The organism is Microbacterium sp. SORGH_AS_0428 (assembly GCF_031453615.1).
In the GTDB taxonomy this organism is placed as follows: domain Bacteria; phylum Actinomycetota; class Actinomycetes; order Actinomycetales; family Microbacteriaceae; genus Microbacterium.
Genome location: NZ_JAVIZT010000001.1, coordinates 221,824 through 238,582, shown reverse-complemented (window position 1 = coordinate 238,582; position 16,759 = coordinate 221,824). Strand labels below are relative to the sequence as shown.

Annotated in this window: 15 protein-coding genes; 6 read left to right on the top strand and 9 right to left on the bottom strand. The window is 68.2% G+C overall.

Annotated elements, in window-relative coordinates; genetic code table 11:
- Positions 1-100: 100 nt before the first annotated feature.
- The 6 genes from tkt to pgl are packed head-to-tail and all read left to right on the top strand — an operon-like array spanning position 101 to position 8,229.
- Positions 101-2,200 carry a transketolase gene (gene tkt, locus QE374_RS01200; RefSeq protein WP_309731479.1) on the top strand — a complete coding sequence of 700 codons (2,100 nt, stop codon included), beginning with the start codon at positions 101-103 and terminating at the stop codon, positions 2,198-2,200.
- Between the two features lie 20 nt (positions 2,201-2,220).
- The gene (gene tal / locus QE374_RS01195; RefSeq protein WP_309731477.1) at positions 2,221-3,327 is read left to right on the top strand and encodes a transaldolase; all 1,107 of its coding nucleotides are present in this window, start codon (positions 2,221-2,223) and stop codon (positions 3,325-3,327) included.
- Positions 3,324-4,949, top strand: coding sequence for a glucose-6-phosphate isomerase (locus QE374_RS01190; RefSeq protein ID WP_309731475.1), 1,626 nt, complete (start codon positions 3,324-3,326; stop codon positions 4,947-4,949). The genes tal and QE374_RS01190 overlap by 4 nt, the downstream gene beginning before the upstream one ends.
- Before the next feature lie 13 nt (positions 4,950-4,962).
- Entirely contained in the window at positions 4,963-6,513 is a 1,551-nt protein-coding gene (zwf, locus tag QE374_RS01185; RefSeq protein ID WP_309731473.1) for a glucose-6-phosphate dehydrogenase, read from the top strand.
- The gene (locus QE374_RS01180; RefSeq protein WP_307325345.1) at positions 6,510-7,436 is read left to right on the top strand and encodes a glucose-6-phosphate dehydrogenase assembly protein OpcA; all 927 of its coding nucleotides are present in this window, start codon (positions 6,510-6,512) and stop codon (positions 7,434-7,436) included. The genes zwf and QE374_RS01180 overlap by 4 nt, the downstream gene beginning before the upstream one ends.
- A gap of 10 nt (positions 7,437-7,446) precedes the next feature.
- A complete protein-coding gene (gene pgl / locus QE374_RS01175) occupies positions 7,447-8,229 on the top strand; it encodes a 6-phosphogluconolactonase (RefSeq protein WP_396653306.1) in 783 nt (260 codons plus the stop codon).
- 60 nt (positions 8,230-8,289) lie between these two features.
- Here pgl and QE374_RS01170 read toward each other — a convergent pair whose 3' ends face one another.
- From QE374_RS01170 to uvrC, 9 genes are all read right to left on the bottom strand, one after another.
- A complete protein-coding gene (locus QE374_RS01170; protein WP_243227789.1) occupies positions 8,290-8,646 on the bottom strand; it encodes an RNA polymerase-binding protein RbpA in 357 nt (118 codons plus the stop codon).
- A 2-nt stretch (positions 8,647-8,648) separates the two neighbouring features.
- The gene (gene secG / locus QE374_RS01165) at positions 8,649-8,900 is read right to left on the bottom strand and encodes a preprotein translocase subunit SecG (RefSeq protein WP_137419120.1); all 252 of its coding nucleotides are present in this window, start codon (positions 8,898-8,900) and stop codon (positions 8,649-8,651) included.
- A gap of 108 nt (positions 8,901-9,008) precedes the next feature.
- Positions 9,009-9,797 (bottom strand): triose-phosphate isomerase, encoded by a 789-nt coding sequence (gene tpiA / locus QE374_RS01160; RefSeq protein ID WP_309731467.1) that lies wholly within the window; start codon positions 9,795-9,797, stop codon positions 9,009-9,011.
- Complete coding sequence (locus QE374_RS01155; protein WP_309731465.1) at positions 9,788-11,002, bottom strand: phosphoglycerate kinase; 1,215 nt, start codon at positions 11,000-11,002, stop codon at positions 9,788-9,790. Before QE374_RS01155 ends, tpiA begins: the two co-directional genes overlap by 10 nt.
- Positions 11,003-11,010: 8 nt before the next feature.
- Positions 11,011-12,015, bottom strand: coding sequence for a type I glyceraldehyde-3-phosphate dehydrogenase (gap, locus tag QE374_RS01150; protein ID WP_137417061.1), 1,005 nt, complete (start codon positions 12,013-12,015; stop codon positions 11,011-11,013).
- 147 nt (positions 12,016-12,162) lie between these two features.
- The gene (locus tag QE374_RS01145) at positions 12,163-12,789 is read right to left on the bottom strand and encodes a superoxide dismutase (RefSeq protein WP_137417062.1); all 627 of its coding nucleotides are present in this window, start codon (positions 12,787-12,789) and stop codon (positions 12,163-12,165) included.
- A gap of 129 nt (positions 12,790-12,918) precedes the next feature.
- Positions 12,919-13,896 carry a DNA-binding protein WhiA gene (gene whiA, locus QE374_RS01140; protein ID WP_234075379.1) on the bottom strand — a complete coding sequence of 326 codons (978 nt, stop codon included), beginning with the start codon at positions 13,894-13,896 and terminating at the stop codon, positions 12,919-12,921.
- Positions 13,897-13,937: 41 nt separating this feature from the next.
- Positions 13,938-14,819, bottom strand: coding sequence for an RNase adapter RapZ (gene rapZ / locus QE374_RS01135; protein ID WP_309731461.1), 882 nt, complete (start codon positions 14,817-14,819; stop codon positions 13,938-13,940).
- Between the two features lie 27 nt (positions 14,820-14,846).
- Positions 14,847-16,757: an excinuclease ABC subunit UvrC gene (uvrC, locus tag QE374_RS01130; protein ID WP_309731459.1), complete on the bottom strand. Its 1,911-nt coding sequence runs from the start codon at positions 16,755-16,757 to the stop codon at positions 14,847-14,849.
- Positions 16,758-16,759 lie beyond the last annotated feature (2 nt).

Below are 16,759 nucleotides of genomic sequence, written 5' to 3'. Positions count from 1 at the left end.
TCTATGCTGAAACCACACGCGCGCCTGCCGTGGTCGTGGCCCTCCCGGGCCGGACTCATCGGCCCTCTGTGGCGCACTCCTCTTTGTGAAAGGCGGTCCCGTGGCCGATTTGCGTTGGGATGAGATTGATGCACGCGCCGTGGACACGGCCCGCATCCTCGCAGCGGATGCAGTGGAGAAGGTGGGCAACGGTCATCCCGGCACCGCCATGAGCCTCGCCCCCGCCGCCTACCTGCTCTACCAGCGGGTGCTGCGCCACGATCCCGCCGACCCGCACTGGATCGGCCGCGACCGCTTCATCCTCTCTGTGGGGCACTCCTCCCTCACGCAGTATGTGCAGCTGTACCTCGGTGGATTCGGCCTCGAGCTCAACGACCTCGAGTCGCTGCGCACCTGGGGCTCGCTGACTCCGGGTCACCCGGAGTACGGCCACACCAAGGGCGTCGAGATCACCACCGGTCCTCTGGGCCAGGGACTCGCGTCCTCCGTCGGCTTCGCCTACGCCGCCCGCTACGAGCGAGGCCTGTTCGACCCCGAGGCTCCCGCGGGCACCTCGCCCTTCGACCACTTCGTCTACGTCATCGCCGGCGACGGCGACCTGCAGGAAGGTGTGACGAGCGAGGCGTCCTCGCTCGCCGGACACCAGCAGCTCGGCAACCTCGTCGTGATCTACGACTCCAACCAGATCTCCATCGAAGACGACACGAACGTCGCTTTCACCGAGGACGTCGCCGCGCGCTACGAGGCTTACGGCTGGCAGGTCCAGACCGTGGACTGGAAGAAGACGGGCCAGTACGTCGAGGACGTCGCCGAGCTCTACGCGGCCATCGAGCGCGCGAAGGGCGAGACCGACAAGCCGTCGCTCATCATCCTCAAGACGATCATCGGCTGGCCCTCGCCCGGTAAGCAGAACAGCGGGAAGATCCACGGCGCAGCACTCGGCGCCGACGAGCTGGCTGCCACCAAGAAGGTGCTCGGATTCGACCCCGAGAAGAGCTTCGTCGTGGCCGACGATGTCATCGCACACACGCGCGAGCTCGTGAAGCGCGCAGAACAGGCCAAGGCCGAGTGGCAGCGGTCGTTCGACGCCTGGGCCGCTGCGAACCCCGAGCGCAAGGCGCTTCTCGACCGCCTCGAGGCGCGGGAGCTCCCCGCCGACATCGCCGACGCCCTCCCGGTCTTCGAGGCGGGCAAGGACGTCTCCACCCGCGCCGCCAGCGGCCAGGTCATCAACGCCCTCGCCGCACAGCTGCCCGAGCTCTGGGGCGGTTCGGCCGACCTGGCCGAATCGAACCTGACCACCATCAAGGATGCGCGTTCGTTCATCCCGCAGGAGTGGTCGACGCACGAGTGGACCGGTTCGCCCTACGGGCGGGTCCTGCACTTCGGCATTCGCGAGCACGCGATGGGCGCGATCCTCAATGGCATCGTCCTGCACGGACCGACGCGTCCGTTCGGCGGCACGTTCCTGATCTTCAGCGACTACATGCGCCCGCCGGTGCGGCTGGCAGCGCTGATGAACATCCCCACGGTCTTCGTCTGGACGCATGACTCGGTCGCCCTCGGCGAGGACGGCCCCACCCACCAGCCGATCGAGCAGCTCGCGACGCTGCGCGCGATCCCGAACTTCTCGATGGTCCGGCCCGCCGACGCCAATGAGACCGCCGTGGTCTGGCTCGAGATGCTGCGCCGCACGGCCGGTCCCTCGGGTATCGCGCTCACCCGCCAGAACATCCCGGTGTTCGAGCGCGGTGACGGCGCCGCATCCGGCGATGTCTTCGCCTCGGCGGACAACGCCGTCAAGGGCGCCTACGTTCTGGCAGAGGCTCCCGGCGGGACCCCCGACGTGCTGCTGATCGCCACCGGTTCGGAAGTGCAGCTGGCCGTCGAGGCGCGCGCGGCTCTCGCCCAGGAGGGCGTCTCGGCGCGCGTCGTGTCGGTCCCGTCTCTCGAGTGGTTCGCCGAGCAGGACGCCGAGTACCGCGAATCCGTCCTGCCGTCGTCGGTCAAGGCCCGCGTGTCGGTCGAGGCCGGCTCCGCACTCACCTGGCAGGGCATCGTCGGTGACGCCGGTCGCTCGGTGGGCATCGAGCACTTCGGTGCCTCCGCCGACTACAAGACGCTGTTCCAGAAGTTCGGGATCACCACCGAAGCCGTCGTCACCGCCGCCCGCGAGTCCATCGCCGCGGCAGCCGAGTAAGCACGAGGAGAAGCAAGAAAATGAGCACCCCTACCGAACAGCTCGCCGCGGCGGGCGTCAGCATCTGGCTCGATGACCTCTCACGTGAGCGCATCACGACGGGCAACCTCTCCGCGCTGATCTCCGACCGCACGGTCTCCGGCGTGACCACCAACCCGACGATCTTCGCCGGCGCCCTCTCGAAGGGCGAAGCGTACGCCGAGCAGGTCGCCACCCTCGCGGCCGCCGGTGCGGACGTCGACACGGCGATCTTCGAGATCACGACCGACGACGTGCAGGCGGCGTCGGACATCTTCCGCCCCGTGTACGACGCCACGAACGGCGTCGACGGGCGCGTGTCGATCGAGGTCTCCCCCGACCTCGCGCACGACACCGCCGCGACGGTGGCGCAGGCCAAGGAACTGTGGGCGAAGGTCGACCGTCCCAACGCACTGATCAAGATCCCCGCGACCAAGGCGGGGCTGCCGGCGATCACCGAGGTCATCGGGGCAGGCATCTCGGTCAACGTCACCCTCATCTTCAGCCTGGAGCGCTACGCCGCCGTCATCGATGCCTACCTGTCAGGTCTCGAGAAGGCGCGCGACGCCGGCATCGACATCTCCGGCCTGCAGTCGGTGGCGTCGTTCTTCGTCTCCCGCGTGGACACCGAGGTGGACAAGCGGCTGAAGGCCATCGGAACGGACGAGGCGACCGCGCTGCTGTCCCAGGCAGGTCTGGCCAACGCGCGCCTCGCGTACGAGCTGTTCGAGCGTGAGTTCGGCTCCCCGCGCGCGCAGGCCCTGCTCGAGGCCGGCGCGAATCTGCAGCGTCCGCTGTGGGCTTCGACGGGAGTCAAGGACCCGGCACTGCCCGACACGCTGTACGTGACCGAGCTCGTCGCGGCGGGCACGGTGAACACCATGCCGGAGAAGACGCTCGAGGCCACGTTCGACCACGGCGTCATCGAGGGTGACACCATCACGGGCAACATCGGTGCCGCCCACACGTTCTTCGATCGGCTCGCCGCGGTGGGCGTCGACTTCGCCGACGTCACCCAGACGCTCGAGGACGAGGGCGTCGAGAAGTTCATCGTGTCCTGGCACGAGCTGCAGGAGACGGTGGAGACGGCGCTCAAGGCTGCGCGATGAGCTTCGACATCCACGTCAGCGGCGATGTCCGCGACGTGGTCGAGGCGGAGCTTCCCGCTCTCGCCGACTCTCTCATCGCATCCGGCATCACGGCCGGCGACCCGGACCTCTGGGGTCCGGGCGCCGCCGCCGATGCCGCGGAGCGACTCGGCTGGGTCCAGGCCGTGACCGTTTCGCGACCGCTGGTCGACGAGATCGTCACGCTTCGCGACGTCCTGCGCGCCGACGGTGTCACGCGCATCGTGCTGGCCGGGATGGGGGGCTCGTCCCTCGCTCCGGAGGTGATCGCCGCCACGGCGGGTGTCCCCCTCGTCGTTCTGGACTCCACCGCTCCCGGCGAGGTCGCGGCCGCCATCGGCGGAGACGCAGAGGCGGGCGGTCTCGCACAGACGGCTCTCGTCGTCTCGTCGAAGTCCGGCTCCACGATCGAGACGGACTCCGCGAAGCGTGCGTTCGAGGCGGCGTATCGTGCCGCCGGAATCGACCCGACGAGCCGCATCGTCGTCGTCACCGATCCCGGTTCGCCGCTCGCCGAATCCGCGGATGCCGACGGCTACCGACTGTTCACCGCAGACCCCACGGTCGGCGGACGCTACTCCGCGCTGACCGCGTTCGGGCTCGTGCCCGCAGGCCTGGCGGGTGTGGACATCGACGAGCTCCTCGACGAGGCGGAGGCGACGCTTCTCGAGGTCGCCATCGACGATCCCCGCAATCCTGCGCTCGTCCTGGCGGCAGCGATCGCCGGCGGCGGTGCCGCGCGCAAGGACAAGCTCGGCATCATCACCGACGGCACGCACATCGTGGGTCTTCCCGGATGGATCGAGCAGCTCGTCGCGGAGTCAACCGGGAAGAACGGCACCGGGATCCTGCCCGTCGTCCTGCTCCCCGTCTCGCCCGAGGTCGAGGACGCCCCCGCCGACCTGCAACTTCTCCGCCTCGTCGACAACGTGCGCCACGATCACCTGTTCGAGCACCACCGCGGCGAGATCCTCGTCGCCGGGTCGCTCGGCGCGCAGTTCGTCGTGTGGGAGTATGCGACGGCGATCGCCGGACGGATGCTGCAGATCAATCCGTTCGACCAGCCTGATGTGGAGGCCGCGAAGGCCGCCGCTCGAGCCCTCTTGGACGAACGGCCCGAGCCCACTCCCGCCGTCTTCGTGGAGGACGGTATCGAGGTCCGGGTGTCCGACCCGTCGCTGTCGGCGAGCGGCACCTTGAGTGGAGTCCTCGACGCACTCTGGGCCCGTATTCCTGAGAACGGATATGTGTCGCTGCAGGCATACGTGGACCGCAGAGACCTCGCGCCGCTCGAAGGGCTGCGCGAGCTCGTCGCCGCAGACTCCGGCCGCCCCACGACGTTCGGGTGGGGTCCACGATTCCTGCACTCGACAGGTCAGTACCACAAGGGTGGTCCGGCGAACGGCGTGTTCCTGCAGATCCTGCAGAACCCGCACACCGACCTGGCCATTCCCGGCCGCCCCTTCACCTTCGGCGAACTGATCGCCGCGCAGGCCGCCGGCGATGCCTCCGTGCTGGCCGACGAGCACGCGCGCCCGGTCGTCACGCTCACCCTCGTCGATGCGCAGGCCGATGTGCTCGCGCTGTTCGACGCCGCCCAGTAGGAGAACACCCTCGATGACTGCCGAGATCTCGCGGGGGCACAACCCGCTCCGCGACCCGGATGACCGACGCCTGAGTCGGATCGCTGGCCCCAGCGCCCTCGTGATCTTCGGAGTGACAGGCGACCTGTCGCGCAAGAAGCTCATGCCGGCGGTGTACGACCTGGCCAACCGCGGCCTCCTGCCGCCCGGGTTCGGGCTCGTCGGGTTCGCACGACGGGACTGGGAGGACGAGGATTTCGCGGAGGTCGTCCGTGACGCGGTGAAGCAGTACGCGCGCACCGAGTTCCGCGACGAGACCTGGGAGCAGCTGCTGCAGGGTATCCGTTTCGTTCAAGGGCAGTTCGACGATCTCGATGCGTTCCGTCGCCTTCGCGAGACCGTCGAGAAGCTCGACGTCGAACGCGGCACGATGGGAAACCACGCGTACTACCTGTCGATCCCACCGCGGGACTTCCCGATCGTCGCCGAGCAACTCAAGGCCTCTGGCCTCGTGGACGACACCGCGGACGGCGCGGACCGCTGGCGCCGAGTGGTGATCGAGAAGCCCTTCGGGCACGACCTCGAGTCGGCTCGCGAGTTGAACGACGTGGTGCGCTCCGCGTTCCCTGCGGACTCGATCTTCCGCATCGACCACTACCTCGGCAAGGAGACGGTCCAGAACATCCTGGCGCTGCGCTTCGCCAACGAGCTCTACGAGCCCATCTGGAACCGCAACTACGTCGACCACGTTCAGATCACCATGGCTGAGGACATCGGCGTGGGCGGGCGAGCCGGCTACTACGACGGAATCGGCGCCGCGCGCGACGTCATTCAGAACCACCTGCTCCAGCTCCTGGCTCTCACCGCCATGGAAGAGCCCATCACCTTCGACGCGGCACAGCTGCGCGCCGAGAAGGAGAAGGTGCTCGCGGCGGTGACCCTGCCCGACGATCTGTCCACGGCGACCGCTCGCGGACAGTACGCCGGCGGTTGGCAGGGCGGCGAGAAGGTGCTCGGCTTCCTCGAGGAGGACGGCATGGCCGCCGATTCGACGACCGAGACCTATGCCGCCATCAAGCTCGACATCAACACGCGCCGATGGGCGGGGGTCCCGTTCTACCTGCGCGCCGGGAAGCGACTCGGACGTCGGGTGACCGAGATCGCCGTGGTCTTCAAACGTGCGCCCGAGCATCTGTTCGGCCGCAGCCAGACCGACGGTCTCGGCCAGAACGCGCTCGTGATCCGTGTCCAGCCGGATGAGGGAGTCACGATCCGGTTCGGGTCGAAAGTGCCGGGCGCCGACATGCAGGTGCGCGACGTGACGATGGACTTCGGCTACGGCCACGCCTTCACCGAAGCCAGTCCCGAAGCCTACGAGCGTCTCATCCTCGACGTGCTCCTGGGCGATCCACCGCTGTTCCCACGCCATGAAGAGGTGGAACTCAGCTGGAAGATCCTCGACCCGATCGAGAAGTTCTGGTCGGAACAATCCGGCCCGCTCGAACAGTACTCCCCCGGTTCGTGGGGCCCGCAGTCCGCGGACGAGCTCCTCGCCCGCGATGGTCGCACCTGGAGGCGCCCGTGATCATCGATCTGCCCGACACCACCGTCAGCAAGATCTCCCGCGCCCTGGTCAACGTCCGGGAGGAAGGCGGAGCGGTTGCGCTCGGCCGCGTCCTGACGCTCATCATCGCGACGCGCCGCGGCATCGAGGAAGAGGCGATCGAAGCGGCGAACGATGCCTCCCGTGAGCACCCCATGCGAGTCATCGTGCTCATGCTCGACAACCCGAAGGCCGAACCGCGCCTGGATGCGGAGATCCGCGTCGGCGGCGACGCGGGTGCGAGCGAGGTGATCCTGCTGCACGCCCACGGGCCCGCGGGTTCGAACGCCGAGAGCCTCGTGACCGGCCTGCTCCTTCCCGACGCTCCCGTCGTGGCCTGGTGGCCCGCGGACACTCCGGAGGTACCGTCGCGTTCCGACATCGGCAAGATCGCCCAGCGGCGGATCACGGATGCCGCGATGCAGAGCGATCCCCACGAATGGGTGCTCAATCTGGGCGGCCACTACGCGCCCGGTGACACCGATCTCGCCTGGACGCGCCTCACGCGCTGGCGCGAGCAGCTCGCGGCGGTGCTGGATCAGCCGCCCTACGAGCCGATCACCGCCGTGGAGGTCCTGGGAGGCGGCGACTCCCCCTCGACTCCCCTGCTGGCGGCATGGCTCCGTCTCCAGCTGAAGGTCGACGTGACCTGGCGTTATCTGGACGGCGACGAGTGGGCGAGCGGGATCAAGTCCGTGCGGCTCACGCGTGCCAGCGGAGACATCGTCTTGGAGCGCCCCGACGCCCTGACGGCGGTATTGACGCAGCCCGGACAGCCGAGCCATGAGCTTGCTTTCCCGCGGCGGTCCCTGCGCGAATGCCTGGCCGAGGAGCTGCGACGGCTGGACGCCGACCTGCTGTACGGCCGCGTCGTCACCGAGGGCAGCGCCCTCATCGAGCACTGACACGAGGAGCATGATGCCCGAGGCCCCCGAGAAGCAGGTCGTCGTCCGCTCGGACCCCGATCGGATCGCCCGCGCTGTGGCCCGTCGCCTCCTCAGCCGGATCGCGAAGCGCGTCGTAGAGGGGAAGCCGGCCCACATCTCGTTGACCGGCGGATCGATGGGCGGCCGCGTTCTGGCGGCGGTCGCCGAGAACCCGCGATGCCATGAGGTCGACTGGTCGCTCGTCCATTTCTGGTGGAGCGACGAGCGTTTCGTGCCGCGAGGATCAGAGGATCGCAACGACGCCGAGGCGTTCACTGCTCTGCTCGATCGCATCCCGGTGCCGGCCGAGAATGTGCACACCATGGCCGCGAGTGACGACGGACTGGGTATCGAGGACGCGGCGGCGGCCTACGAGGCCGAGCTCGCCCGCTTCGCGGATCCGAGCGTCGGCGCGTGGCCGTCGTTCGACGTCTGCTTCCTCGGGGTCGGACCGGACGCGCACATCGCTTCGCTGTTCCCGGATCGTGGCGAGATCCAGGTGACCGATCGCGCGGTGCTGGCTGTCCGCGACGCGCCGAAGCCTCCTCCGGAGCGGATCACGGTCACGCGACCCGTGATCAACTCCGCCAAGCGCGTGTGGCTGGTTCTCGTCGGTCCCGACAAGGCATCCGTCCTCGGACTCGCTCTCGCAGGCGCCAGCTATCAGAGCGTTCCTGCAGCGGGTGCGAAGGGGCGCAAGCGCACCGTCTTCTTCGTCGACGAGGCGGCCGCGGCGAAGGTGCCCGTCGAACTGATCGACAGCGACTACTGAGTTCATATGAGAGGAGCCCCGGTCATCGACCGGGGCTCCTCTCATATGAACTCTTGCGGATCAGTCCTGACCGCGGCGCTCACGCAGCTTGTGCAACGCCTCATCGAGGAGCTGTTCGGCCTCGTCGTCCGTGCGGCGCTCCTTCACATAGGCGAGGTGCGTCTTGTACGGCTCCGGCTTGGCCAGCGCGGGCGGATTCGCCTGGTCGCGGCCGGCCGGAAGACCTGAATGCGGCGAGTCGATCGTCTCCGGGATCTCCTCCTCGGCGATGCCGGCGGCGAAGTACCGCACCGTCTCGTTTCCGAGGGCGTCCCAGTAGGACACCGCCACGCGGTCGGCGTGGTAGCCGTGGTCCTGTTCACCCATCGGTCCGGCACCGACACGGGTGCCCCGGATCGCGTTTCCCCCGGTGGCCATGATCAGACCAGCCCGGTGAACTTGGTGACCAGGCCGAGGGCCACGATCGAGATGAACCAGACGAGCGCGAGAACGATCGTGAAGCGGTTCAGGTTGCGCTCGGCCAGGCCAGAGGAGCCCAGGGACGAACTCATGCCGCCTCCGAACATGTCGGACAGTCCACCGCCGCGCCCCTTGTGGAGCAGGATAAGCAGCGTCAGCAGCAGGCTCGTGATGCCGAGGAGCACCTGGAGCACGAACTCGAGAATCTGCACTGTGTTCGTCACCCTTCTTGGCGATCTCGAGATCGCACAAGGTACAAGTATAGCCATCGGGCCGACCAGGACCGTGAGACGGGGCCGCGCCCCGCCTCACGGCCCGGATCAGACGCCGACGTGCTTCTGGTAGCGGATGATCGCCGCGAACTCCTCGGCGACCAGGCTGGCGCCGCCTACGAGGGCGCCGTCCACATCGGGCTGACGCATGAACGTCGCGATGTTGCCGGACTTCACGGAACCGCCGTACAGAACGCGGGTGCGCCCCGCGGCCTCCTCGCCCAGGACCTCGGTCACGACGCCGCGAAGGGTCGCGCACACGTCCTGCGCCTGCTCGGGCGTGGCCGCCTGGCCGGACCCGATGGCCCAGACGGGCTCGTAGGCGACGACCACGTCGGCATCAGTCGAGACGCCCTCGAGGGCGACCCGCAGCTGGCCGACCGGCACGGCGCTCGCACCGAACTTCTCCAGGTCCTCTGCCGTCTCGCCGACGCAGATGACCGGGCTGAGGCCGTGACGGAGAGCAGCCGTCACCTTGGCGGCGACGACCTCGTCCGTCTCGTTGTGATACTCACGACGCTCGGAATGACCGATGATCACGTACTTCGCATCGAGCTTGGCCAGGAACGCGCCGGAGATCTCACCCGTGTAGGCGCCGGAGTCGTGCGTCGACAGGTCCTGCGCACCGAGGGCGAACGGGATCTTGTCGGCGTCGATCAGCGTCTGCACCGTGCGCAGATCCGTGAACGGCGGGAAGACCGCGACCTCGACGCTGTCCTGGTCGTGCTTCGCGTCCTTCAGCGTCCAGTAGAGCTTCTGAACGAGCGCGACCGCCTGCAGGTGGTCCAGGTTCATCTTCCAGTTGCCCGCGATGAGCGGAGTACGTGTCACTGCCATCCGAGGACCTCCAGTCCGGGAAGCTTCTTGCCCTCGAGGAACTCGAGGCTGGCGCCACCGCCGGTGGAGATGTGGCCGAACTGATCGTCGCGGAAGCCGAGCTGACGCACGGCGGCGGCGGAGTCTCCTCCGCCGACGACCGACAGGCCGTCGACCTCGGTCAGCGCCTTCGCGACCGCGCGGGTGCCGTCCGCGAACGCCGCCATCTCGAACACGCCCATGGGGCCGTTCCAGAACACGGTCTTGCTCGCGGCGATCGCTGCGGCGAACGTCGTCGCCGTCTCCGGGCCGATGTCGAGGCCCAGCCCCGATGCACCGAACGGAGTGTCCTCCAGGGCGTCGACCGCGGCGACGACGTGCTCCGCGTCCGCCGAGAAGGATGCGGCCACGACGGCGTCCACCGGAAGCACGATCTTCACTCCGCGCTCCTCGGCAGCGGACAGGTATCCCTTGACCGTGTCGATCTGGTCCTTCTCGAGAAGGCTCGCACCCACCTTGTGGCCGAGAGCTGCGAGGAAGGTGAACATCATGCCGCCGCCGACGAGCAGCGTGTCCACACGCGGCAGGAGGTGCTCGATGACGCCGAGCTTGTCGCTGACCTTCGATCCGCCGAGCACGACCGCGTACGGCCGCTCGGGGTTCTCGGTCAGACGGTCGAGCACGTCGACCTCCTTCTCGATGAGCAGACCCGCTGCCGAGGGCAGGAGTTCAGCCAGCTCGTAGACGCTGGCCTGCTTGCGGTGCACGACACCGAACCCGTCGGAGACGAGAGCGTCGCCGAGCCCGGCCAGCTCCTGCGCGAAGGCGCGGCGCTCGGCCGCATCCTTCGAGGTCTCGCCGGGGTTGAAGCGGAGGTTCTCGATGATGGCGACGTCGCCGTCAGCCAGCGAGGACACAGCTTCCTGCGCCGAGACGCCGACGGTGTCGCGCGCGAAGGCGACGGGCTTGCCGAGCAGTTCGGACAGTCGCTGCGCGACCGGTTCGAGGCTGTACTTCGGATTGGGCTCGCCGTCGGGACGCCCCAGGTGGGAGCAGACGACGACGCGGGCGCCCTGATTGATCAGGGCGTTGAGGGTCGGCAGCGTAGCCCGCACGCGACCGTCGTCCGTGATGACCCCGTCCTTGAGAGGAACGTTGAGGTCAGCACGGACGACGACGCGGCGGCCTGCGAGCGACCCCAGCGAGTCGAGGGTGCGCAGTGCCATGGTGTGGATCAGAGACGCTCGGCGACGTACTCGGTCAGGTCGACGAGACGGTTGGAGTAGCCCCACTCGTTGTCGTACCAGCTCGAGAGCTTCACCTGGTTGCCGATGACGCGCAGCAGGCCGGCGTCGAAGATCGACGAGTGCGGGTCGGTGACGATGTCGCTGGAGACGATCTCATCCTCGGTGTACTTCAGGATGCCCTTGAGGGGACCTTCGGCCGCGGCCTTGTACGCGGCCTTGATCTCATCGACCGTGACCTCGCGCGAGGCCTCGACCGTGAGGTCGGTGATGGAGCCGGTGGGCACGGGCACGCGCAGCGCGAAGCCATCGAGCTTGCCCTTGAGCTCCGGCAGCACCAGGCCGATGGCCTTCGCGGCACCGGTCGAGGTCGGGACGATGTTGATCGCGGCGGCACGCGCGCGACGCAGGTCGCTGTGGGGGCCGTCCTGCAGGTTCTGGTCGGCCGTGTAGGCGTGGACCGTGGTCATGAGACCGCGCTCGATGCCGAAGTTGTCGTTGAACACCTTCGCCAGCGGGGCGAGGCAGTTCGTGGTGCACGACGCGTTCGAGATGATCACGTCGGTCTCGGGGTTGTAGTCACCCTCGTTGACACCCATGACGATGGTGACGTCGTCACCGGTCGCGGGAGCCGAGATGAGGACCTTCTTCGCGCCGCCGGCGATGTGCTTCTTGGCGTCCTCGGCCTTCGTGAAGCGACCGGTGGACTCGATGACGATGTCGACGCCCAGCTCGCCCCAGGGGAGGTTGGCGGGGTCGCGCTCGGCGAGCACCTTGATCTTGTGACCACCGACGGTGATCGAGTCCTCGTCGTAGGTGACCTCTGCGTCCAGACGCCCCGTGATGGAGTCGTACTTGAGCAGGTGAGCCAGAGTCTTGTTGTCGGTGAGGTCGTTCACCGCCACGATGTCGAGGTCCGCACCCTGCGCGAGCGCTGCGCGCAGGTAGTTGCGTCCGATGCGGCCGAAGCCGTTGATGCCGATCTTGACAGACACGGTGTCTCCCGTTTTCTCGTCGCGCCGCAGCGCCTTTTCCATCCCGGGTTGTCCTCCCGGGGTGAGCCGTGCATGGGTGCGCATCGACTCGGAGAGGGGGATGCCGGAGCCCCCGCACGGCGAGGGCTCCGAGGCATCCTCACCTGATCATGACCCTACCAGCAGGCCTGCCGTCTTCTCTCGCGCCGTAACAAAGCGGGACTGGACGTTGGACCAGTCGGCGATGTTCCAGAACGCCTTCACGTAGTCGGCGCGGACGTTCTTGTAGTCGAGGTAGTACGCGTGCTCCCAGACGTCCAGGAGCAGGAGCGGGACGCTGCCCGCGGCGAACTGCGACTGCTGGTCGAAGAACTGCTGGATGATGAGGTTCTCGCCGATCGAATCCCAGAACAGACCCGCCCAGCCGGAGCCCTGCACGCCGAGCGCGGCAGCGGTGAAGTGGGCCTGGAACTTGTCGAACGAACCGAAGTGGTCGTCGATGGCGGCCTCGAGCTCACCGGTCGGCTTGTCGCCTCCGTTGGGCGAGAGGTTCGTCCAGAAGATCGAGTGGTTGGTGTGACCGCCGAGGTTGAACGCGAGGTCCTTCTCCAGCTTGTTCACGTTCGCGAGGTTTCCGCTGTCGCGGGCCTCCGCCAGCTGCTCCAGCGCGGTGTTCGCGCCGGTGACGTAGGCCTGGTGATGCTTGCTGTGGTGCAGCTCCATGATCGTCGCGCTGATGCTCGGCTCGAGCGCGGCATAGTCGTAAGGGAGCTCGGGCAGCGTGTACTTCGCCATGTTCTCTTCCTCCTGTCGGGCGCAGCGCCGAACGCCTCGGCGATGCGGGGATGACGCCTTCATCCTACTGAGGGAGAACCGAGCGAGGCAGGGGTTGATTCCTTGGATGACGTCTCCGCGCGGGAGTGATCAGTCCTTGGCGGCGGCAGGCACGGCGGACTCCGTGTCCGGGAGGCCTTCGGTCTCCGCCTTCTTGTCGGCCATCGCGAGCAGACGGCGGATGCGGCCGGCGACGGCGTCCTTGGTCAGCGGGGGGTCGGCGTGGTGGCCGAGTTCGTCCAGGCTCGCATCGCGGTGCGCGAGACGGAGCTCGCCGGCGGCGCGGAGGTGCTCGGGGACCGTGTCGCCGAGGATCTCCAGCGCGCGCTCGACCCGGGCGCACGCGGCCACGGCGGCCTGAGCCGAGCGTCGCAGGTTGGCGTCGTCGAAGTTCACGAGGCGGTTGACGCCCGCACGGACCTCGCGACGCTGGCGCAGCTGCTCCCACTCCTGAGCGGCGCGGCGCGCACCCATCTCGTGCAGCACCGCGCGGATCGCATCGCCTTCGCGGACGACGACGCGCGGGAGCCCGCGTACCTCGCGCGCCTTGGCGGCGATCCCGATGCGATGAGCGGCACCGACCAGGGCCATCGCCGCCTCGCCGGACGGACACGCGATCTCCAGAGCCGCGGAGCGGCCCGGGTCGCTGAGGCTCCCGGCGGCGAGGAACGCTCCGCGCCAGATGGCGGCGAGGTCGTGACGAGCGCCCGTCGTGAGCCGGTTCGGCAGCCCCCGCACCTGACGGCGACGCTGGTCGAGCAGGCCCGTCTGGCGAGCGAGGGTCTCGCCGCCGTCGATCACACGCACCGCGTACGTCGTCCCCGGCCGTCCCGAGGTGCCCTGCACGTGAGCGAGCTCGGGACGCACTCCGTAGAGGTCGACCAGTTCGCGGGCGACGCGTCGCGCAAGGGCCTCGGAATCGACCTCCGCCTCGACGGCGACGCGCCCCGCGATCGCGTGAAGTCCACCGGCGAACCGCAGGATGGCGGTCAACTCGGCCACTCGGGCACTCGGGCGCGGATCGCGACCGGCGATCAGTTCGGCCTTCACATCGGCGGTCAACGGCACGGTACTCCTTGTGGGAATGGGGAACGGGACGACGTTCCAGCCTACTCTCGCCCCAGGTCCCGATGTGTGACGCCGACGGCCACATCCGGCATTTCGGACAATCGTGCAGCGATCTCCCGTGCCATGACGACGGACCGGTGCTTGCCGCCCGTGCAGCCGATCGCGATGATCGAGTGTCTCTTGTTCTCCCGCTGATACCCGGCGATGACGGGCGCCAACGCGGCCGTGTACGCGTCCAGGAACTCACGTGCTCCGGGTTGCGAGAGGACGAAGTCCCGCACTGCCTCGTCCTCGCCGGTGAGCGAGCGCAGCTCGTCCGTCCAATAGGGATTCGGGAGGAACCGCATGTCGGCCACCAGGTCGGCGTCGGCCGGCAGTCCGTACTTGAACCCGAAACTCATCACCGAGACGGTGTGCAGCGGGCTTCCTTCGGCCGAGAACAGCTCGGCCGCACGTGTGGTGAGCTGGTGGATGTTGTACGACGAGGTGTCGATGATGAGGTCGGCGCTCTCCCGCAGCGGAGCCAGGCGCTGGCGCTCGCGGTGGATCCCGTCGACGATCGTCCCCGTGCTCTGCAGCGGATGCGGGCGCCGTACGGCCTCGAACCGCCGGACCAGCACCTCGTCGCTGGCATCGAGGAACACGATGCGCAGCCGCCGATGCGCGCGAAGGGCGTCGGCGATCTCCGGCACACGCCCGAACAGCTCCCGACCGCGGACGTCGACGACCACGGCGACACGAGGAACCGCGCCACCGGCCAGTTCAGACAGCTCGAGCAGCGGACGCAGCATCTGGGGCGGGAGGTTGTCGACGACGTACCAGTCGAGGTCCTCGAGAGCGTTGGCGACGGTCGAGCGTCCCGCGCCCGACATGCCGGTGACGATCAGCACCTCTCCGGTGTTCGTCGTGTCCGGGTCCGTCATCCCTCTCCCCTGTTCGCCTCGCCCAGACTATCGACTCGTCAGGTGCTCATGCACGGCCGTCGCCAGCTTCGGCCCGATGCCCGGGAGTTCGGCGATCTGTTCCACGGTCGCACCGCGCAGCGCCGTGACCGAACCGAAGTGACGCAGCAGGGCGCGGATCCGAGCGGCGCCGAGACCGGGAACCTCCTCCAGCACGCTGGAGATGTCCCGGCGGCGACGTTTGCGTTGATGTGTGATCGCGAACCGGTGCGCCTCGTCGCGCAGGCGCTGCACGAGATAGAGCGCCTCGGAGGTGCGGGGCAGGATGACGGGGTACTCCTCCCCCGGCAGCCAGATCTCCTCCAGCCGCTTGGCGATACCGCACAGCGCGATCTCGGTGTGGCCCGACTCCTCCAGCGCCCGCGCGGCCGCCGCGACCTGCGGCTGGCCGCCGTCCACGATCAGCAGCTGCGGCGGGTAGGCGAACCTCGGGCGCTTGCGCACGGTCGCCACTTCGCCGTCGGCGGATGCCTGTTCGGCATCGATCGCCGCGGCCGCGATCTCGACGTCCGCGTCCTCCGGGCGATCCAGGTGGGCAAGGCGACGGGTGAGGACCTGGTACAGCGAGTCCGTGTCGTCCGTCGTCTCCGCGACCGAGAAAGACCGGTACTGGTCCTTGCGCGGCAGGCCGTCCTCGAACACGACCATCGAGGCGACCACGTTGGTCCCTGCCAGATGCGAGACGTCGAAGCACTCGATGCGCAGCGGCGCCGTCGCGAGCCCGAGCGCCTCCTGGAGGTCGGTCAGCGCCTGCGTCCGGGCGACGTAATCGCTCGTGCGCCGGGTCTTGTGCAGCATGAGCGCCTGCTGGGCGTTGAGGGTGGCCGTGCGCATGAGATCGGCTTTGCCGCCGCGCTGGGCGACCTGGATCGTGACGTTCTTGCCCCGCTTGTCCCGCAACCACTGCTCGAGCTCCGCGACGTCGTCCGGAAGTGCCGGCACGAGCACCTGCTTCGGGATGTCGGCGGCGGCCGCATCCCCGTACGTCCGCTGGATGACCTGGTCCACGAGCTCGGCGCCGGAGATGTCGATCTCCTTCTCGATCGTGGTCGCGCGCACACCGCGCACGCGACCGCCGCGGACCACGAAGTGCTGCACCGCGGCGGCCAACTCGTCCTCCGCGATGCCGAAGAGATCCGCGTCCGTGTCGTCGGAGAGCACGAGGGCGCTCTTACCCAGCACGGCCTCGATCGCCTGCAGCTTGTCGCGGTACCCGGCTGCGGCCTCGTAGTCCATCGCTGCAGCGGCCTCCCGCATCCTGGCTGTGAGAGCCCGCGCGAAGCGCTGGTCGCCGCCGGCCATGAAAGCGACGAAGTCGTCGACAATCGCGCGGTGCTCCTCGATCGTGACCTTCATCGAGCACGGACCGCCGCAACGGCCGATCTGCCCGGGGAAGCAGGGGCGTCCCGTCGCCATTGCCTTCTTGTAGGACGCATCCGAGCAGGTGCGGATCGGGAAGACCTTGATCATGAGATCGATCACGTCGTGCACGGCCCAAACCTTCGGATACGGCCCGAAGTACTTCGCACCTTTGATCCGCCGGTTGCGCGTGACGATCACCCGCGGCGCCTCGTCCGCCAGGGTGATCGCCATGTACGGGTAGGACTTGTCGTCCTTGTAGCGAACGTTGAACGTCGGCGAGAACTCCTGGATCCACATGTACTCCAGCTGCAACGCCTCGACATCGCTGCCGACGACCGTCCACTCGACCGAACTCGCCGTCGTGACCATGCGGCGCGTGCGCTCGTGCAGGGTGTGCAACGGAGCGAAGTAGTTCGACAGCCGCGCGCGCAGATTCTTCGCCTTGCCGACGTAGAGGATGCGGCCCTCGGCGTCACGGAAGCGATAGACCCCCGGACTCGTGGGGATCTCCCCCTGCTTGGGTCGATACGGCAGCACGC